The organism is Micromonospora sp. NPDC047527 (assembly GCF_040643015.1).
Taxonomy (GTDB): domain Bacteria; phylum Actinomycetota; class Actinomycetes; order Mycobacteriales; family Micromonosporaceae; genus Micromonospora.
Window position 1 is genome coordinate 337695 of sequence record NZ_JBEYTK010000004.1, and the last position, 19424, is coordinate 357118.

General features: G+C 73.7%; 16 protein-coding genes. 14 read left to right on the top strand and 2 right to left on the bottom strand.

What is annotated here, in order from left to right; translation table 11 throughout:
* Positions 1–72 precede the first annotated feature (72 nt).
* Positions 73–720, bottom strand: a complete 648-nt coding sequence (locus ABZ808_RS18305) for a hypothetical protein (protein WP_357007561.1) — start codon at positions 718–720, stop codon at positions 73–75.
* Positions 721–871: 151 nt separating this feature from the next.
* Here ABZ808_RS18305 and ABZ808_RS18310 point away from each other — a divergent pair, with 151 nt between their 5' ends.
* From ABZ808_RS18310 to ABZ808_RS18345, 8 genes are all read left to right on the top strand, one after another.
* Entirely contained in the window at positions 872–1648 is a 777-nt protein-coding gene (locus tag ABZ808_RS18310; protein WP_357007563.1) for a GNAT family N-acyltransferase, read from the top strand.
* Entirely contained in the window at positions 1645–2577 is a 933-nt protein-coding gene (locus ABZ808_RS18315; protein ID WP_357007565.1) for a lysophospholipid acyltransferase family protein, read from the top strand. Before ABZ808_RS18310 ends, ABZ808_RS18315 begins: the two co-directional genes overlap by 4 nt.
* A 92-nt stretch (positions 2578–2669) precedes the next feature.
* Positions 2670–3281 (top strand): PadR family transcriptional regulator, encoded by a 612-nt coding sequence (locus ABZ808_RS18320; RefSeq protein ID WP_357007566.1) that lies wholly within the window; start codon positions 2670–2672, stop codon positions 3279–3281.
* Positions 3282–3380: 99 nt separating this feature from the next.
* Entirely contained in the window at positions 3381–4082 is a 702-nt protein-coding gene (locus ABZ808_RS18325) for a response regulator transcription factor (RefSeq protein ID WP_357007568.1), read from the top strand.
* Entirely contained in the window at positions 4079–5635 is a 1557-nt protein-coding gene (locus tag ABZ808_RS18330) for a HAMP domain-containing sensor histidine kinase (protein ID WP_357007570.1), read from the top strand. The genes ABZ808_RS18325 and ABZ808_RS18330 overlap by 4 nt, the downstream gene beginning before the upstream one ends.
* A 62-nt stretch (positions 5636–5697) precedes the next feature.
* Positions 5698–7236 carry a trypsin-like peptidase domain-containing protein gene (locus tag ABZ808_RS18335; protein WP_357007572.1) on the top strand — a complete coding sequence of 513 codons (1539 nt, stop codon included), beginning with the start codon at positions 5698–5700 and terminating at the stop codon, positions 7234–7236.
* A gap of 175 nt (positions 7237–7411) precedes the next feature.
* Positions 7412–8086 carry a BON domain-containing protein gene (locus ABZ808_RS18340; RefSeq protein WP_357007575.1) on the top strand — a complete coding sequence of 225 codons (675 nt, stop codon included), beginning with the start codon at positions 7412–7414 and terminating at the stop codon, positions 8084–8086.
* A gap of 156 nt (positions 8087–8242) precedes the next feature.
* A complete protein-coding gene (locus ABZ808_RS18345; RefSeq protein WP_357008207.1) occupies positions 8243–9298 on the top strand; it encodes a glycosyltransferase family 4 protein in 1056 nt (351 codons plus the stop codon).
* A 26-nt stretch (positions 9299–9324) separates the two neighbouring features.
* Here ABZ808_RS18345 and ABZ808_RS18350 read toward each other — a convergent pair whose 3' ends face one another.
* Positions 9325–10863: a serine/threonine-protein kinase gene (locus ABZ808_RS18350; protein ID WP_357007578.1), complete on the bottom strand. Its 1539-nt coding sequence runs from the start codon at positions 10861–10863 to the stop codon at positions 9325–9327.
* 167 nt (positions 10864–11030) lie between these two features.
* On the opposite strand from ABZ808_RS18350, the gene ABZ808_RS18355 reads away from it, so the two are divergent.
* The 6 genes from ABZ808_RS18355 (at position 11031) to ABZ808_RS18380 (ending at position 19370) form a co-directional block, all read left to right on the top strand.
* Positions 11031–11864, top strand: a complete 834-nt coding sequence (locus ABZ808_RS18355) for a patatin-like phospholipase family protein (RefSeq protein ID WP_357007581.1) — start codon at positions 11031–11033, stop codon at positions 11862–11864.
* Positions 11864–12880, top strand: coding sequence for a 1-acyl-sn-glycerol-3-phosphate acyltransferase (locus tag ABZ808_RS18360; protein ID WP_357007584.1), 1017 nt, complete (start codon positions 11864–11866; stop codon positions 12878–12880). Before ABZ808_RS18355 ends, ABZ808_RS18360 begins: the two co-directional genes overlap by 1 nt.
* A gap of 9 nt (positions 12881–12889) precedes the next feature.
* Positions 12890–13210: a divalent-cation tolerance protein CutA gene (gene cutA, locus ABZ808_RS18365; protein ID WP_357007586.1), complete on the top strand. Its 321-nt coding sequence runs from the start codon at positions 12890–12892 to the stop codon at positions 13208–13210.
* A gap of 47 nt (positions 13211–13257) precedes the next feature.
* Positions 13258–16869: a hypothetical protein gene (locus tag ABZ808_RS18370; protein WP_357007588.1), complete on the top strand. Its 3612-nt coding sequence runs from the start codon at positions 13258–13260 to the stop codon at positions 16867–16869.
* Positions 16870–17010: 141 nt separating this feature from the next.
* Positions 17011–18063 (top strand): acyl-CoA desaturase, encoded by a 1053-nt coding sequence (locus ABZ808_RS18375; RefSeq protein ID WP_357007591.1) that lies wholly within the window; start codon positions 17011–17013, stop codon positions 18061–18063.
* Between the two features lie 152 nt (positions 18064–18215).
* Positions 18216–19370: an FHA domain-containing protein gene (locus ABZ808_RS18380; protein WP_357007594.1), complete on the top strand. Its 1155-nt coding sequence runs from the start codon at positions 18216–18218 to the stop codon at positions 19368–19370.
* Positions 19371–19424 lie beyond the last annotated feature (54 nt).

A 19424-nucleotide genomic window follows, 5' to 3' on the forward strand; every position in this document is an offset into this window, starting at 1 on the left:
ATCAGGCGCGGTCCGTACGGCGTGGTCCGCCTCGCGGTGGAGGCGCGTCCTACCTTTGGACGACGGCACAGGTCAGCGGCCGATCCAGGTGGCTCGGGCCGCGCCGAGCAGAGTGCCGTCCGGGCCGTACAGGCTGGTGTGCACCAGTGCCTTGCGGCCGTCGACGGCGATCAACGCGCCGGTCACCACGCAGTCGTCGCCCGGCGCCGGCAGGGCGGTGATCACCGCCGCTATCCGGCCCAGCAGATACGGGCGGCCGGGTGCGAGCACGGTCCAGCCGCCGGGGCAGTCCAACGCCGCCCAGACTGTAGCGCCGCTGACCTGCTCGGGTACGCGAAACGGGGCGGCGGTCCGACCGTCCGCCAGCCGGCCGGGAAAGATCCGCAGGCCGTCCGCCCGCTGCGGGCCGCAGACGTAGCAGCCGGGAAACGGATGCTCGACCAGGCCGGGGTAGCGGGTCGCCGCGGCCAGCGCGGTCTCCCGGTCGACCGGGGGTACGACGGCGTCCACGTCGCCGGCCGGGCGGACCTCGGCGACCAGTTCGCCGGCCGGGTCACGGACCTCGCCGTCGACCAGGCTCAGCGTGGTCTCCAGCGGTGGTGGCCGACGGAGCGTCACCTCCACCGGCCCGGCGGCACCCGCGGCGGCGGCGAAGACACCGGCGCTCCAGCCGCCGTTGCCGGAGCCGGTGGGCCCGTTGTAGCGGGACTCGATACGCATGGTCGACCTCCGTGGGGCGATGGCCGGCGGCGTCGCCGGTCCGTCCCGCAGCCTCGCACGATCGTGGTGGGGCTCACCTGCCGGCCGGCGTTCACCCGATCGACACCGGTGGTCACCGAGGTTGGCAACCCGGGGCACCTACACAGATCCCATGGCCGTTCTGCATGTCGCTGGCGCACCTTTGACGACCAGCGGATACACCCTGCTGATCGCCGACGACCACACCCAGGTCGCGGCCGCGCAACGCCTGCGCCACGAGGTGTTCGCCACCGAACTCGGCGCCACCCTCCGCCCCGGCGGGGCCGGGTTGGACGTGGACCCCTTCGACGCACACTGCGATCACCTGATCGTCCGCCACGAGAGCACCGGCGAGGTGGTCGGTACGTACCGGTTGCTGCCGCCCGGGCGCACCAACCGGCGGTACGCGGAGGACGAGTTCGACCTCACCGCGCTCGACCCGCTCCGTGACGACCTCGTCGAGGCGGGCCGGTCCTGCGTGCACCCGGACCACCGCTCGGGCGCGGTGATCAACCTTATGTGGGCGGGCATCACCCGGTACCTGCACCTGCGTGGCTCCCGCTGGCTCGGCGGCTGCGCCTCCGTCCCGGTAGCCGACGGCGGTCGGACGGTCGCCGAGGTGTGGGCACAGGCACAGGCGCGGCACCTGTCGCCGCCGCCGCTGCGGGTCCGGCCGCTGCGGCCCTGGTTCGCCGAGCCGGCCGCGCTCGACCCGTCGGCCGCTGCCGGACCGGCCGGTCGCGTCGCGGTTCCGCCGCTGCTGCGGGGTTACCTGCGGCTCGGCGCGTGGATCTGTGGCGAGCCGTCGTACGACCCGGACTTCGGGTGCGCGGATTTCTACGTGCTCTTCTCCCTGGACCGGATGAACCCGCGCTACCTGCGGCACTTCCTGGGCGGGGCGGAGCAGTGACAGCCGTACCGCTCGATCTGTGGCGGCCGTCGTCCGGCTGCGGCGAGCAGTGCCTGCCGGCGGCCGGTGAGGTACCGACCGTGCCGGTCGCCCGCCGGGTGCTCCGGCTGGTCGCCGCGACCGGCATGCTGCTGGCCGGGGTGGGTGTGGCGGTGGCGCTGCCGGTGCTTCCGGCGCGTGAACGGCAGGCGTTGCTGTGCGGCTGGGCGCGGGCCACCGTGCGGGCGTTCGGCGTCCGGTTGGTGATCAAGGGTCGGCTGCCCCGGCGGCGTGCGCTGCTGGTCGCCAACCACGTCTCGTGGCTGGACATCCTGGCCGTGCTGGCGGTCGCGCCGACCCGCCTGGTGGCGAAGCGGGAGATTCGCTCCTGGCCGGTGCTCGGCCTGCTCGCGGCGGCGGGAGGCACGGTCTTCGTGGACCGGTCCCGGCCGCGGGCGCTGCCAACCACGGTGCGCCGGCTCGCGGACACGCTGCGCGCCGGCCGGTCGGTCGCGGTCTTCCCGGAGGGTACGACCTGGTGTGCCGGCGACCGTGCGGCGCAATGTCGCCCCGGCGGCGGGTTCCGGCCGGCGATGTTCCAGGCAGCCATCGACTCGGGCAGCCCGGTGGTGCCGCTGCGGATCGCCTACCGGTGCGAGGCCAACGGGTCCACCACCACGGCAGCCGCCTTCCTCGGCGCGGACACCCTGCTGCGGTCGGTGGGGCGGGTGGTCGCGGCGCGGGAACTGGTGGTCTCGGTGACGATCGCCGCCGCGCTGCACCCGGCCCGTGACGCCGACCGGCGGTTGCTGGCCCGGGCCGCAGAGTCGGCCGTACACCTGCTGCCGGCGACGCACGGCGCGGTGGGCCGCCGAGGACACGCGGCACCCCACCTGACGCTGGTCGTCGAACCGCCCGTCATGGGAAGCGAGCTGGATCTGGCGGCGTGAAACACCGGGATGGGTAAACTCTGGGCCTTCGCGACGTCCGGGAGCATCGCGCTCCTCGCTCACACCGTGGAGGCCGACGAGAAGGAGCTGCCGTGACCGCCGTGTTCAGCCACGGACGGCTCCGGCTCTACCTGCTCAAGCTCCTCGACGACGGCCCGAAGCACGGCTACGAGCTGATCCGCCTGCTGGAGGACCGGTTCCTCGGGCTCTACGCCCCCAGCGCCGGCACCATCTACCCCCGCCTCCGACGGCTGGAGGTCGAGGGCCTGGTCAGCCACACCGCCGCCGGTGGCCGGAAGACGTACGAGATCACCGACGCCGGTCGTGCGGAGCTGCGCCAGCGGGCCGACGAACTGACCGTGCTGGAGGCGGACATCGCGGCCTCGGTGGCGGACCTCTCCACCCGGGCCGGCGAGATCAGCAGCAAGGTACGCGGCCCGGTCCGCGACCTCGATCGGGAGCTGAGTGAGGCCACCGGACAGACTCGGCGTACCCGGTGGGAGGTGTCAGCGCCGCTGCCCGGGCCGGCCTCGACCGCCGGGCCGCATGACGCGCTGGTCGACGAGTTCGACAAGCGGCTGGCCGCGTTCACCGGCGAGGTGCGCCAGCTGGTGCGCGCCCGGCAGTTCAGCGACACCCAGCTGCGCACCGCGACCCGGCTCCTCGACGGCGCCCTGGACGGGCTCCGCCGGTTGCTGCGCTGACGGCGGCGCCGCCGCCGGCGTGTGGGCCGACCGGTTACTCACAGGCATTTTTCAGGAAGCGTCCAGCGGTGGCGCAGTGAGGTCGCCGATGATGGGCCCATGCCGGCTACCCAAACCGAGGCGCGACTGCTCGTTGTCGAGGACGACCCCAACATCCTCGAGCTGCTCTCCGCGAGCCTGCGCTTCGCGGGCTTCGACGTGGCCACCGCGACAAGTGGGAGCGCGGCGCTGAACGCCGCCAAGGACCACCGGCCCGACCTGGTGGTGCTCGACGTGATGTTGCCGGATCTGGACGGTTTCGAGGTCATCCGGATGCTCCGTGAGGGCGGTACGCGTACCCCGGTGGTCTTCCTGACCGCGCGGGACGCCACCGACGACAAGATCCGTGGCCTCACCCTGGGCGGCGACGACTACGTCACCAAGCCGTTCAGCCTGGAGGAGTTGACCGCCCGGATCCGCGCCGTGCTGCGCCGCACCACGACGGGGGAGCAGGCCCCGTCGCGGCTCACCTTCGCCGATCTGGAGCTGGACGAGGAGACCCACGAGGTGCACCGGGCCGGGCAGCGGGTGCAGCTCTCGCCGACCGAGTTCAAGCTGTTGCGCTACCTGATGCTCAACGCCAACCGGGTGCTGTCCAAGGCGCAGATCCTCGATCACGTCTGGAACTACGACTTCCGTGGTGACGACAACATCGTCGAGTCCTACATCTCCTACCTGCGGCGCAAGATCGACACAACTCAGCCCCGGTTGATCCACACCCTCCGCGGCGTGGGGTACGTGCTGCGCAAGCCGGCGGCGTGAACGCGGTCCAGCAGGCGAAGGGACGACTGCGGGGCGTACCGCTGCGGGTGAAGCTGGTGACCGCGGTGCTGACGCTCGTCGCCTGCGCGCTGCTGGTGATCAGCTCGCTGACCACGTTCTTCCTGCGCAGCTATCTGGTGGGCCAGGTCGACAACGAGCTGACCGGCTCGGCGCGCAGCATCGAGAGCGCGGTGGTGGCGGCGCAGCAGGGGCGGTTGGGCATCCCGACCGACTACGTGGTGGTGGTGACCAGCCCGAGCGGCGACGGAGTCCTCGGCTACCAGTTCGACGACAGGCGTTTCACGCTGGGCGACCTGCCTCCGTGGCCGGCGGACGCCGCCGGCTTCGAGAAGCTGGAGGGCGAGCCCTTCACCGTCCGGGCTCGGGACAGCAACGTGCGCTGGCGGATGCTCTACACCGAGTTGCCCAACGGTCAGCTCGCGGCCATCGGCCAGCACCTGACCGACGTCGATCTGGCGGTGAAGCGCCTGGTCTGGATAGACCTGCTGGTGGGCGGCGCGGTGCTGATCCTGCTCGCCTCGGTGGGCGCGGCGATCATCCGGACCAGCCTCAAACCGCTGGTGGAGATCGAACGGACCGCCGCCGCCATCGCGGGCGGTGATCTGACCCGCCGGGTGCCCGACCCGGAGGAGGGGCAGGAGTGTCCCACCTCCGAACTGGGACGGTTGTCCCGTGCGCTGAACGCGATGCTCACCCAGATCGAGGCCGCGTTCACCGCCCGAGCCGCGTCGGAGAGCGCCGCCCGCTCGGCGGAGAGCAGCGCCCGGGACGCGGCTGCCGCCGCCCAGGCGTCCGAGGCGCGGGCGCGACGCTCCGAGGAGCGGATGCGGCGGTTCGTCGCGGACGCCTCACACGAACTGCGTACGCCGTTGACCACCATCCGTGGCTTCGCCGAGCTGTACCGGCAGGGCGCGGCGCGGGCACCGGAGCAGACCGCCGGCCTGCTGCGCCGGATCGAGGACGAGGCGGCCCGGATGGGGTTGCTGGTGGAGGACCTGCTGCTGCTCGCCCGGCTGGACCAGGAGCGGCCGCTCTCGCTGGCCCCGGTGGAGCTGCCGGTGCTCGCCTCCGACGCGGTGCAGGCGGCCCGGGTGATCGCCCCGGACCGGCGGATCGAGCTGGAGATCGAGCCCGGTTCGGGGCCGTTGGTCGTCTTCGCCGACGACGCGCGGTTGCGTCAGGTCATCGGCAATCTGGTGACCAACGCGTTGACCCACACCCCGCCCGACGCCCAGGTGAGCGTGCGGCTGCGCGCCGAACCGGGGAACCTCGCCGTGGTGGAGGTGGCCGACACCGGCCCCGGTCTCTCCGCGGAACAGGCGGAGCGGGTCTTCGAGCGGTTCTATCGGGCCGACGCGGCGCGGACCCGGCGAGCCGACGGGATCACCAGCACCGGCCTTGGCCTGGCCATCGTCGCGGCGCTGGTAGCCGCTCACCACGGCTCGGTCGAGGTTGTCGAGACGCCGGGCGGCGGGGCCACCTTCCGGGTCCGGCTGCCGCAGGTGCCACAGGTCGACGACGGGGCGGAGTGACTTTCAGCCAACTTCCAGGACGATTCCAGGTTGGTCGCAGTGCCCGGGGAGAAGGTAGTTCCATGACCGAGTTCGAGTCCGACCCGCAGCGCCGGCCGGCACCTACCGACGCCGAGCCGTCGCACCCCACCGCCGAGCTGCCACGCGACGTGCGCGCGCAGTCCGACTCTCCGACCACCCCCGTCCCGACCAGCGGCGACGCGGAGAACACCACCGCGACCCCCGCCCCTGCCGACGCGCCGGCCCCCACCCCCGGGTACGCCGGCCAACCGACCGGTTACGAACCTCCGACGGCCACCCCCTCCGCTACGCCGTACCCGGTCTCCGGCCACCCGGCGCACGGCCAGCTCGGCTATCCGCAGCAGCCCGCCGGCCAGTACCCCGCCGCAGCCTGGTACGCGGGTCAGCAGTCCGGCTGGGCCAGCGGGGGCCAGCCGGGCATGGCCTACCAGCAGCACGCCCAGCACCAGCAGCACCAGCAGCACCCGGGGCAGCCGGTGCCGCCGTGGGGTCCGCAGGTCACGCCGCCCGGCACCGGGCCACGGCCGGGCCGGATCGCCAAGTTCGTCGGCGCGGGTGTCGCGGTGTTCGCCCTCATGCTCGGCTCCGGCGTGGCCGGTGGGGCGCTCGCGCTCGCCCTCGACGGCGACAACGGCGTCACCCGCACCTACACGGCGGCCCCGGTGCTCAACAGCGCCGACCTGCCGAAGATCGCCGCCGCCGTTCAGGACAGCGTCGTCTCCATCGCCACCAACAGCGGTGAGGGCTCCGGCGTGGTGCTCAGCGCCGACGGATACGTGCTCACCAACAACCACGTGGTGGCCTCCGCCGCCGGGGACATGGTCCAGGTGGTCTTCGCCGACGGTAAGAACGCCCAGGCGAAGATCGTCGGCACCGACCCGAAGACCGACCTGGCAGTGGTGAAGGCCAACGGCGTGAGCGACCTCAAGCCGGCCACCTTCGGCGACAGCGACGCCATGCAGGTCGGCGACCAGGTGCTCGCGCTGGGCAGCCCGCTCGGCCTGCAGGGCTCGGTGACCGCAGGCATCGTCAGCGCCCGGGACCGCACCATCCGGGCCGGTGACAACCAGCAGCCCCAGGACCCGAGCCAGCAGGGCCAGGCGGTCAGCTCCATCTCCGGCCTGCTGCAGACCGACGCCCCGATCAACCCTGGCAACTCCGGTGGCGCGCTGGTCAACACCCGGGGCGAGGTGATCGGCGTCAACACCGCCATCGCCACCTCCGGTCAGAGCACCGGCAACATCGGCGTCGGCTTCGCCATCCCGAGCAACAAGGCCAAGGACGTCGCCGGCAAGCTCCAGCGCGGCGAGAAGGTCAGCCACCCGTCGCTCGGCGTCGGCGTCAACCAGGCCGAGGGCGGCGGTGCGTTGGTCGCCTCGGTCACCCCTGGCAGCCCCGCCGACAAGGCCGGCCTCCAGCGCGGCGACGTGGTCACCCGCTTCGGCGACAAGGCGGTCAACGACTCCGACGACCTGGTCGGCGCGGTCCAGGCCGGCAAGGTCGGCGACCGGGTCGAGGTGCAGTTCAAGCGCAACGGCACCGAGAAGTCGGCAACCGTGACGCTCGCCGAGACGTCCTAACCGACACACCAACCTGCCTCCCTCCGGCGGCGGGTGGCGGAGCCAAGGGGGTTGGCTCCGTCACCCGCCGCTTTTTTCGCCCTGGACGGCGGTTCACCCGGATCGGGTGAACCGCCGTCACCCGTTGGCCCGGCACGTTCGGCAGGCGAGCTGGCGACGTACGGGGGTGGGGGCCATGAGCACGGTGGCGGTGGGTGTTCGCGACGACCAGCGGATCCAGCACGATGTCCTGGCCGAGCTGGCCTGGGATCCACAGCTGCAACCGAACGAGATCGGCGTGGCCGTCGACCGGGGCGTGGTGACCCTGACCGGGTTCGTGGACGGCGCCGCGCGTGGTTGGGCCGCGATCCGCTGCGCACAGCGGGTCCGTGGGGTCCGCGCGGTGGCCGACACCATCGAGGTACGCCTGCCGGGGACACCGGGGCGTACCGACGCCGATCTCGCACTCGCCGCATCCCGGGCACTGGAGTGGGACAGCTTCGTGCCCGCCGAAGCGCTGGACGTGACCGTGGCCAACGGCTGGCTGATGCTGCGCGGCGAGGTCGAGTTCGGGTGGCAGCGCCGCGCCGCCGAGGGAGAGCTGCGCCGCCTGGACGGCGTACGCGGCATCACGAACCTCGTCGAGGTACGACCGTCGGCGTCGCCGGCCGGCGAGGAGCTGCGGCAGGACGTCCAGCGGGCGCTGGCGCGGACGCTCGGCGCCGATCGGGTGACGGTGGACGTGGATGGCGACACGCTGGTCCTCGCCGGGGTGGTGCGCTCCTGGTGGGAGCGGGATCAGGTCGAGCGGGTGGCCTGGTCCGCACCGGGGGTCCGGGTCGTCCACTCTCAGCTCCTGGTGGGCGGGTGAGCGTCCGTCTTGTCCGGTTTACCGACGACGCCATGGGGAAACCGCCGCGGACGCGCCGACCGGCGGCGACACCTGACCGGGGATCAACGGGGAGGACTCGTGGCCGTGAACCACCCGCCTGCCGACCGCCCGCCGCAGCGGTCGTTGCGCATCGCGATGGTGGTCCCGCCGTGGCTGTCCGTGCCACCACCCGGCTACGGCGGCCTGGAGCAGGTGGTCGCCGCCCTGGTGGACGCGTTGACCGCGCACGGGCACGCGGTGACTCTCTTCGGTGCCGGTGACCAGCACGGCACCGACGCCGACGGCTTCGTCTCCACCGTTGCCGAGGTCCAGTACGAGCGGCTCGGCGAGTCGCTGCCGGAGCTGGCCCACCTGGCCCGGGTCAACCGCATGATCAGCGCGTCCGACTTCGACGTGATCCACGACCACACGACGATCGGCCCGTTGGTGGCCGGCCGCCGGGCCGTACCGACTGTCGCGACCGTGCACGGCAACCCGGTGGGGGAGTACGGCGATGTGCTCGGCGACGTCGACGAGGGCGTGGCACTGGTGGCCATCTCGCACGCCCAACGCCGGCTGAACTCGGCCCTGCCCTGGGCCGGCACCGTGCACAACGCACTGGACCTGCGCGGTTTTCCGCGCAAGACCGAGCCCGGCCCCGGGCCGGTGCTGTGGCTGGCCCGGTTCAGCCCGGACAAGGGCCCGGAGGTCGCCATCCGCGCCTGCCGGGAGGCTGGGCTGCCGCTGCTGCTGGCCGGCAAGTGCAACGAGCCGGCCGAGCGCCGCTACTACGATCAGGTCGTCGCGCCACTGGTCGACGATGACGTGACGGTCGTGCTCAACGCCGACCGTGCCGAGACACTGCGGATGCTTGTCGACGCCCGCTGCCTGATCATGCCGATCCAGTGGGACGAGCCGTTCGGCATGGTGATGCTGGAGGCCATGGCGACCGGTACGCCGGTGGTGGCGCTCGATCGCGGCGCGGTGCCCGAACTGGTGCGGCCCGGTCTGACCGGGCTGGTCTGCCAGCGGCCCGACGAGCTGCCCGCCGCGCTGCGGGCGTCGATCGAGCTGAACCCCGCCGACTGCGTGGCGCACGTCGCGGAGAAATTCTCGGTGGAGCAGATGGCGTACGGCTACGAGGACATTTTCCGGCGCGTCGCCCTCGGTCGGCCCGAGGTCCGCGAGACGGCCCAGGTCGCGGCCCGCTGACCCACCCCGGTGGCGGCGGGCCGGGATCAGACCCGGGCCGCGCCCAGCTCGGCGATGGCGGCGTCGAGCCGCTGCGCGTACGCCGGGCTGATTCCGCCCTCGCCGAGCCGGACCGTGACCTTCTCGCGCAGCCGGGCCACCGGCGGGGCCAGCCCGTCCCGGCCGGAGCTGACCGCGGCGGTCAGGTTGCGCAGCTCGTTGCGCAGGTCGAGGGCGATGTCGGAGCGGATCTCGCCGGCGCTCAGACCGGCCTCGATCAGGCCATCGACCCGGTTGGCGGCCTCCACGAGAGTGCCCGGTGCCGAGGTGGGGCCACCGGTGGCCGGCAGCGCCGACGGTGACCCCCGGGACGGCTCGCTGGCCGGCGGATCGGACGGCGCGTCGGTCGGCGCGGGCGTCACCGGGCCGGTCGAGGGCTGCGTCCGGTGATCCGGTTGCCGATCGGGCAGCAGGGCCACACCGACCAGCGTCAGAGCGACCGCCAGGGCCGCCGGGATCAGCAGCAGCGCCAGGCGTCGGCGCGACGGGCCGGGCTCGTCGCCACCCGAACCTGCCGTCGCGCCGGTCGCGGTCGCTGCCGTCGGCCCGGTCACCTGCCCAGCCGTCGGCCCGGTGACGGTTACTGCCGTCGGCCCGGTCGTCTGCCCGGCCCTCGGGTCGGTGGTCGGCAGGGTCGGTGGTGGCGGCATGGTCAGGGTGGGTACCCGGACGGCTGCGGTCGGCGGATCGGCCGGTGACAGGTGGCTGCGCAGCACAGTGGCCACCTGTCGGGCCGTCGGTCGGTCGGCTGGGTCCCGGGAGAGACTGCGCAGGCAGATCCGGGCCACCGGTGGCGGCAGCTCGGGCAGCTCGGCCAGTGTCGGAGGCAGCCCATTGGCCAGCGCGTCGCTGAGCTGCTCCCAGGTGTCCGCCGGGTACGGCACCCGGCCGGTGAGCGCCTCGTGCAGCAGGACGCCGAGCGAGTAGACGTCGGTGGCCGGCTGGGCGGGTGCGCCGTCGAGCCGCTCCGGGGCCACGTACGCCGGGGTGCCGAAGGTCTCCCCGTCCTCGTCCTCGTCCGGCGCGCCGATGCGGGTGGCGATGCCGAAGTCGAGCACCTTGACGCCCGCCCCGGTCATCATGACGTTGGCCGGGGTGATGTCCCGGTGCACGATGCCGAGCCGGTGCGCGGCGGCCAGCGCGTCCGCGACCTGGGCGCCGAGCGCGACCGCCTCGGGCCACGGCAGTGGCCCCTCGGTCAGCCGCAGCTCCAGCTCCTCGCCGCTGAGCAGCTCCATGACCACGAACGAGGTGATGGACCCGTCCGGGTCGACCGTCTCGCCGTAGTCGTGGACCGACGTCACGTGCGGGTGCACCAGTTGGGCGGCGGCTCGGGCTTCCTCCCGCACCATGCCCCGGAAACGCGCGTCCGCGGCCAGCGACGGCGCGAGCACCTTGAGCGCCACGACCCGATCGAGCACCTCGTCGCGGGCACGCCAGATGACTGACATGCCGCCGGCCCCGATCTGGTCGACGAGCCGGTACCTACGGGCCAGCAATCGGCCCGGATGCAGTGCTGCGTTCACGGATCGCACCTGCCCTCTGGGGTGGGAGCGGTATCAGGTTGCGCGAATGTGTCCTGCCTGTCAACGGCGACCACACGAGTCGTCGGCGCGTGGTGCCCGCTGTGCGCCGATCCTTCCTGCGACGGTGGCCCACCGGCCGGCGGCGGGCCCGTGCCAGGATGAGAGGCATGGCGGGGGGACCGGTGGCGTTCGTACTCGGCGGCGGCGGAGTGCTCGGCGCGGTCGAGGTGGGCATGCTGCGCGCCCTGTTCCGCGCCGGCATCCAACCCGACATCGTGCTCGGCACCTCGATCGGCGCGGTGAACGGCGCGCTGGTCGCCGCCGACCCGACCGAGGCGGTGACCGACCGGCTGGTCCGGCTCTGGGCGTCACCGGAGGCCAGCGAGGTGTACGGCGACTCGGTCGCCCGGCAACTGCGCCGCTTCGCCGCCCGTACCCACCTGCACTCGCCCCGGCCACTGCGCCGGCTGCTGGAGTCCGAGTTGGGAGTGGACACCACCTTCGCCGACCTACGGGTGCCGTTCCGCTGCTGCGCCGCGCACATCGAGCGGGCCGCCGAGCACTGGTTCACCAGCGGCCCGGTGGTGCGGGCCGTGCTGGCGTCGGCCTCGGTGCCGGGCCTGCTCCCACCCACTGAGATCGACGGGGCGCACTATGTGGATGGTGGCATCGTCAACTCCATCCCCATCGGCGAGGCGGTGGCCGTCGGCGCGACCCAGATCTTCGTCCTGCAGGTGGGTCGGATCGAGCGGGAGTTGACGCCGCCCCGGCGGCCGTGGGAGATCGCGCAGGTCGCGTTCGAGATTTCCCGCCGGCACCGCTTCTTCCGGGAGATGGCCGCGCTGCCCGAGGGGGTCGAGGTGCACGTCCTGCCGACCGGTGGGCTGAATCCCCGTGACGACACACCGTGGGCGTACCGGGACATGGCGGCGGTGGGACGGCGGATCAGCCGCGCGTACACCGCGTCCCGCCGGTACCTCGCCGCCAACGTGGAGCGGTGATGCCGCTGCCCCCGAGGTGGCTGCGCCGGTTGTTGATCGCCCCCGCCGTGGTGCTGCTGGCGATAGCCGTGGTGACCACGCTGCCGGTCTGGGCGCTGCTCGCCGCGGCCGCGTCTCCGCTGGTCAAGGGTCGGCTGCGCCCGCTGCGCCTGCTCTGGATCGGCTGCGTCTACCTGGTCTGGGACGCTGCCGCGCTGCTCGCGCTCTTCATCATGTGGGTCGCCTCCGGGTTCGGCTGGCGCACCCGCTCGCCGGCCTTCCAGCGCGCACACTACGTGCTGGCCGGCTGGTTCCTGCGGGTGCTGTTCTGGCAGGCCCGCTGGGCGCTGCGGCTCAGCATCGACGTGGTCGGCACGGATCCGGACACCGCGCTGCCCGGCCGGCCCGAGCTGGTGCTGTGCCGGCACGCCGGGCCGGGCGACTCGTTCATCCTGATCCACGGGCTGTTCAACTGGTTCGACCGGGAACCGCGGATCGTGCTCAAGGACAGCCTCCAGTGGGACCCGGCGATCGACGTGCTGCTCAACCGCCTGCCCAACCGGTTCATCGCCCCCACGCCGGAGCGCGGCGAGGAGACCGTCCGCATGGTCGGGCACCTGGCCGCCGGCCTGGACGACAACGACGCCTTCGTGATCTTCCCGGAGGGTGGGAATTTCACTCCCAAGCGGCGGCTGCGCGCCATCGCCCGGCTGCGCTCCCTCGGCCTGGAGCGGATGGCGCTGCGGGCCGAACGGATGCGCCACGTGCTCGCCCCGCAGCCCGGCGGGATGCTCGCCGCGCTGGACGCCGCCCCGGACGCCGGGGTCATCTTCGTCGCCCACACCGGCCTGGACCGGATGCTCACCGTCGCCGATGTGTGGCGGGAACTGCCCATGGACAAGCGGATCGTGATGCGGTTCTGGTCGGTGCCCCCGGAGGAGGTGCCGACCGGCCGTCAGCAGCGCATCGACTGGCTCTATGACTGGTGGGCGCAGATTGACACCTGGATCGCGGCCAATCGGGACGGTCCCGCGTAGGGTTCGGTCGTGGACCAGATCTGCGTGGTGACGACGGTGGTGGATGCGCGTTCGGTCGCCGACGTGCTGGCGGCCGCGGCCGTCGCCGGGCGGCTCGCCGCCTGCGCCCAGGTCGGTGGTCAGGTGGACAGCACCTACTGGTGGCGTTCCGGGGTGGACACCAGCACCGAGTGGTCCGTGCAGTTCAAGACCGCACCGGATCGGCTCACCGCGCTGGTGGACCAGATCCGGGCCAGCCATCCGTACGAGGTGCCGGAGATCCTGGTGTCCAGGGTGGAGAGCGGCGACCCCGGGTACGCCACCTGGGTGCACGATCACACAAGACCCTAGGTACGCGCACTCTGGGCAGCCTTCGATCTTGCCTGGATGATGGCCGCGTGGACGATACCCGCTACCCCTGCCCCGCCTGCGGTGCCTCGGCTGATCTGAAGGCCGGTTGCACCGGCTGCCGCCGCCCACCCGACCCGGTCGCGGCCGAGGTGGTCCGACTGGGGCGGGAGGTCGCCCGGCTGGAGCCGGAGGTGGAGCGGGCTCGCCGGACGTACACCGAGTTGGCCGGACAGCTGACGGCCGCCTCGCGGCGGCGGGCCGAGCTGGCGGCGGTCGTTCGCGCGGCGCGGTTGGTCGCGTCGGGGCCGCAGGTCGCTCAAGCGCCGCAGGTCGCTCAAGCGCCGCAGGTCGCTCAAGCGCCGCAGGTCGCGCCAGGGCCGCAGGTCGCGCCCGCGCCGGGGCGGCCCTTCGCGCCGGCGCCGGTGGTCACGATGGGTTCGACCCCGGGTGCGGCCGAGACCTCGACCCGGACGGTCCAGGGTCTGCTGTTCGTCCTGGGCGGACTTCTGCTCGGCACCGCGGCGGTGGTCTTCACGGCGGTGGCCTGGGCGTCGGTGGGGGTCGGCGGCCGGGCGCTGATCCTCGCGGCGGTCACCGCGCTCACCCTGGCCGTCCCGCTGGTGGCGGTCCGTCGAGGGTTGCGTGGCACGGCGGAGACGTTCGCCGCGGTGGGGTTGCTGCTCGTGCTGCTCGACGGGTACGCGGCCTGGTCGGTGAACCTGGGTGGGGTGGCCGGTTGGCCGGGGAGCCGGTACGCCGCGCTGGTCGGGGGGGCCAGCGCGGCGGTTGCCGTGGGGTACGGCCGGTGGAGCGGGTTGACCGGGCCCTGGTTCGCGGCCCTGCTGGCCGTCCAACCGGTGCTGCCGCTGCTCGCCGCCGGGGCCGGTCCCGATGCGGCCGGCTGGACGTTTGTCCTGCTCGGGGTGGCGTCGCTGAACCTGGCGGTGCTGCTCAAGCTGCGCGGCGGGGCGGGGTCGGCCCGGCTCGTCGGCCAGGTCGTCGCCGGGATCGGTCACGTCGCCGCGCTGGTCTGTGCCACCGGTTTTGCCCTGGTGCCGCTGCTGGTCGGGCGGGCGGCCGGCTCGTCGTTGCTGGCCGGGGTGCCGATGCTGCTGGTCGCGCTTGCCGCGCTCGGAGCGGCCCAGCTGATCGGTGGCCTGGCGCTGCGGGCCGTGGCCGCGGGGCTGCTGGTGCCGGTGCTCGCCGCCGCGCTGTTGCGTCCGGTGGGCGAGCTGCGGTCGTCGCTGCTGCTGGTCGCGGCGGCGGCGGTGGCGCTCGGGTTGGCCGGTGCGGTGCGGCTGCTGCCGGCCGGCTGGCGGACCGGCCCGCGCATCGGGTCGCTACTGGTCTCGGCGGTTACGGCGCAGGCGGCGCTGCTGATCACCGTCGCGCTGGCGTTCGTCGCCGCCGGCCGGTCGCTGCCGCCGTGGGACGGGGCCGGGCTGGGGCTGGACCTGGCCTGGGGCTGGCAGGTCGCCCCGGCCGTGGCGTTGACGTTCGGCGCGGCGGCGCTGCTGCTGCCCCGGGGGGTGTGGGTGCCGCTCGCGTCGGCTGGCGCGGTCGCGGTGCTGCTCGCCGTGCCCGTCGGTTGGACGGCGTCGTGGCAGGCGGTGGTGGCCGTGGACCTGGCGGGCGGGGTCGTGCTGCTGCTCGCCGTGCTGGCCCGCCCGGCCACCCGCCCGGCCACCCTGCTCAGTTGGGCCCTCGGCGGCGCTGTCCTGTTCGCGCACGCGCTGCTGGTGGCCCTGGCCGCCCCGGCCGGGTTCCTGGTGGTGCTCGGCGCCATCGCGGTGCTCGGTGTGGCACTGGTGGTGCGGCGGGCCGTCGGTGCGTACCAGTGGGTGGCGGGTGCCGGTCTGCTGGTCGCGCAGCTCGCGCTGCCCGGCATCGCCGTGGTGGCGTTGTTCGCGGCGGGCGCGCCGACCTGGTGGCAGGCCCGCGCCGCGCTGGTCGCCGCCGGGGTGGCGCTGGTCGGGGTGCTCGCGGTGCGTCGTCACCGGACGAGCCTGACCGGGTACGCGGTGACCGGCGCCGTGATCGCGGTGGGCGCGTCCGGGCTCGCGCCGCTGGTCGTGGCGGGGGACGAGCCCGTGACGCTGTACGCCGCGCTGGCGGCGTTGGGCGTCGCGCTCGTCGCCAGGTGGGACCTGTCGACGTCCGGTGCGGGCCCGGTCGGCTCGGGGGAGCAGGCCGCAGCCGGTGTGACGTCGGGTGCGGGGCCGGTGGTCGGGGGGCCGTCGGCGATCGGGGGGCAGTCGGCGGCCGGCCCTTCGGGGGTGCTGTCGGCGGCGGGTGTGGTGCTGGCGGGGGTCGCCGTGTTGGCCGCGCTGCCGGCGGTGGTGACCGCACTCGTCGCGCCGTACGACAGGTGGGGGAGGGGCTGGTCCGGTGTGCCGGCCGTCGTCGCCGAGCCGGAGCGGTTCCCCGCCGGGCTGGCGCTGGTCGCGGTGACGATGGTCGCCGTACTGGTCGGTCGACGGGTGCGCCCGACGTGGCTGCCCGCGCTGCCGTTCGCCGCAGCCGCGCTGCCGGTGCTGCTCGTCGCGGTGGGCGCGCCCTGGCCGGTGCTGCCGGCCGCGATGCTGCTCTCCGGGGTGGCCGCGCTGGTGTTCGCCGCCCTGGCCACGCCCCGGCCGGCGCTCGCGTGGATCGCCGTACCCGTGGGGGTGGTGCTGGTCGCGGCCGGGGTGGTGGGGCTCCTGGCCAACCGGGCGGGCACGCTCGCCGCGGAGGGGGTGCTTCTCGTGGCGGCGGTGGTCGTCGCCGTCGGGGCGCGGATGGTCGAGGTACGCGTCGTCGGTTGCCTCGCGGCGGTCGGGGCGGCGTGCGCGCTGGCGGTGACCGCTCCGCTGGCTGGCGGGCTGCCGTTGCGGGCGGCGGCGTACCCGTTGCTGGCGGTGGCCGCAGTGGTCCTCGCCGTCGCTGCGGTCACCGCACGGCCGCGGCCCGGAGGGGTGGCCGTGGCTTCCGCTGTCCCACCGTCGGCACCGCGTGCCCTGGTCAGTCCCGTGTTGGACGCCGCCGCGCAGGCGGTGGCGGTGGTGGCGGCGCTGCTGGCCGTCGAGACGGCGCGGCACTTCGCGACCATCTGTGTGCTCTGGGGTGTGGCCGTCGCGTTGCGGCTGCTGCGCCGGGGCGAGTCGGCCGGCCGGCGGTGGCTGTTCGCCGTCGTCGCGGCCGGCAGCGTGCTGCTCGGGGCGTGGGTGCTGCTGGCAGCCGGCGGGGTGACCGTGCTGGAGGCGTACACCGTGCCGGCGGCGGCGCTCGCCCTCGGCGCGGGCCTGCTGGCGTTGCGCACCCGGCCCGGGTTGACGAGTTGGCCGGCGCTCGGCCCGGGGCTGGTCGCGGCGCTGCTGCCGAGCCTGGTGTCGGTAGTGGTCGGGTCGGACCCGCAGCCGTGGCGGCGGTTGCTGCTCGGTGCGGTGGCCCTCGGCGCGGTGCTGGCCGGAGCCAACCGCCGCTGGCAGGCCCCGGTGCTGCTCGGCGGCGTGGTGCTGGCGGTCCTGGCGCTGCACGAACTGGCCCGTGGCTGGGACCTGCTGCCCCGGTGGATCTATCTGGGCGCCGGCGGGTTGGCGCTGATCGGGCTCGCCGCCAGCTACGAGCGGCGTCGTCGCGACCTGGCCCGGCTGCGCGCCGCGGTGGCCCGGCTGGGCTGAGCGCGAGCCGGAGTGGGGGGTAGGGCTCGCCCTACCCCCCACTCGGGGGTTGCCAGGGTTACTCAGCGCAACTATTTGCCGGAGACTCAAGGTGAGCCCGGGCCACCCCGGTACGGGTGTGATCGGAAACGGGGAGCAGCGATGGCGCTCGGAGCGGTGGCAGAACCGCCGGTACGACGGCGAGGCAGTGATTACGCACAGTTGTCCCGACGGATCAGCCAGGCCGGCCTGCTGGAGCGGCGCCCTTCCTCGTACGTCGCCCGGATCGTGCTCACCCTCGGTGCCTTCGTGGCCGGCTGGGTCGCCGTGTTCCTGGTCGGCGACTCCTGGTGGCAGCTGCCGCTCGCGGCGGTGATGGCGGTGGCCACGACCCAGGTCGCGTTCCTCGGTCATGACGCCGGGCACCGCCAGATGTTCCGTCGGCGTGGCCCCAGCGAGCTGGTGGGGCTGGTCGCCGGCAACATGACGGTGGGGATCAGCTACGGCTGGTGGGTCGACAAGCACAACCGGCACCACGCCAACCCGAACCACGAGGACGAGGACCCGGACGTCGGCGCGGGCGCCCTGGTGTGGACGCCCGAGCAGGCGCTGGAGACCCGTGGGTTCGGCCGTTGGATGGCTCAGCGGCAGGCGTACTTCTTCTTCCCGATGCTCTTCCTGGAGGGGCTGAACCTGCACGTGGCGAGCATCCGGGCGATCGTCGGCCGGGGCTCGGACGGCCGGTACACCACGCCGATGCGGCACCGCGCGGTCGAGGCGGGGCTGCTCGTCGCGCACACCGCCGGCTACGTGGCGTTGCTGCTGGCGGTCATGTCGCCGGGCAAGGCGCTGCTCTTCGCCGCCGTGCACCAGGGGCTGTGGGGCCTCTACATGGGCTGCGCGTTCGCGCCGAACCACAAGGGCATGCCGATGCCGACCGCCGAGGAGGAGTTGGACTTCCTGCGCAAGCAGGTGCTGACCTCCCGCAACGTGCGGGGCAGCCGGTTGGTGGACACCGCGTTGGGTGGGCTCAACTACCAGATCGAGCACCACCTGTTCCCGAACATGCCCCGGTCCAACCTGCGCCGGGCGCAGCCGATCGTTCGGGCGTACTGCGCCGAGCAGGGCGTCTCGTACGCCGAGACCGGGCTGGTCGAGTCGTACCGGCAGGCGCTCGGTCACCTGCACGAGGTGGGTCGGCCGCTGCGCGGCTGAGTGTCCGGGCTGGCAGTCGACAAGGTGGGGCGGTGCCGGGTGGCACCGCCCCACCTCGTGTGTCGGGCCGATCGACACCCGCTACCGCTGGTCGATGCCGTCGGCCGGCACCGGTAGGGTCGGCGCATGGACGCGATCATTCGGAGCGCCTCGTGAGGTTCGAGATCAGCAAGGTGCTCGACGCCATCGAGGGTCGGGTCTGCACGGACCCGTCGCTGGCCCGGGCCGTGCTCGACCTGGCCGAGGTGATCCGCTACCAGGACATCGACGGCGGCCGTCCGGCCAGCCTGCTGCGCCTCGGCATGGTCATCGACGCGCTCTCCCGCGAGTTGGAGGAGGACAGCGTCCAGGTGTACGCGGTGGTGCACCGCGCCCTGCTCTCCGACGCGGACCTCACCTCCAACGAGCGGATGGTTGTCCGCCGCTGGGCCGACGACGGCCTCGTCGAGGTGCTCGACAACCCCGGTGACCGGATGCTGGAGGTCGCCGACCTGCTCGGGCTGCCCGTGCTCAGCCGGGTCCGCTTCGACGGCCTGCGCGGCCGGTTCCCCTGGCTGGTCGAGCAGCCCGGTCGGGTGGTGGCCCCGGTGCCCGGCGCTGGTGGGCCGGTGTTCATCGCGCACGTCGGCGGCGGGCACACACCCGTTGCCGGCAAGCGCTCGCCGACCGGCGTGAAGCTGCTGGCCCGGCAGTGGCGGTGCCCGGAGTCGGGTTGCGCGCTGTTCGGCGGTGGCGGTGGTGGCGGCGCGTTCGCCGACCTGACCGGAGGGGCGGACCGCAGCCCGGCGGCGCAGCCACCGCCCGCGCTGCGCAACGGTGTGCCCACCTGCCCCCGGCACGGCGTACGCCTCGGTGACGGCGGCCCACGGCCGCGCAGCGAGGTGCTCGCCGTGCGCGTCGGCGGCCTGGTCCGGCGGCGGTTCGTGCTCACCGAGGAGCAGCCGGTGGTGGCCGGTCGTGCCCCGGAGCAGGACGGCGGGATCATGCTCGGGCAGTGGCTCAACGACGAGGCCCGGCGGTGGATCAGCCGTGGTCACGTCCATTTCGAGCTGCGGGTCGGCGAGGTCATCGTCACCGACATCAGCACCAACGGCTCCGGCATCCGGCCGTCCGGCTCGATGGCCGAGTCGGACCGGATCCCCCTGGCCCCGCAGCAGTCGAGGGTGCTGGGTGAGGCCGACATGGTGGAGCTCTACCCGGGGGTGCAGATCGGTCGGGCCGAGGAGTTGCCCACCGGTGCCCCGTTTACGCCGACGTCGGTGATGGCCGAGGCGCCCACCATGGCGATGCGCCTGCCCCGCCCCTGACGCCCCGCCCCTGACGCGCAGAGGCGGGCGCCGGAACCCCGACGCCCGCCTCCT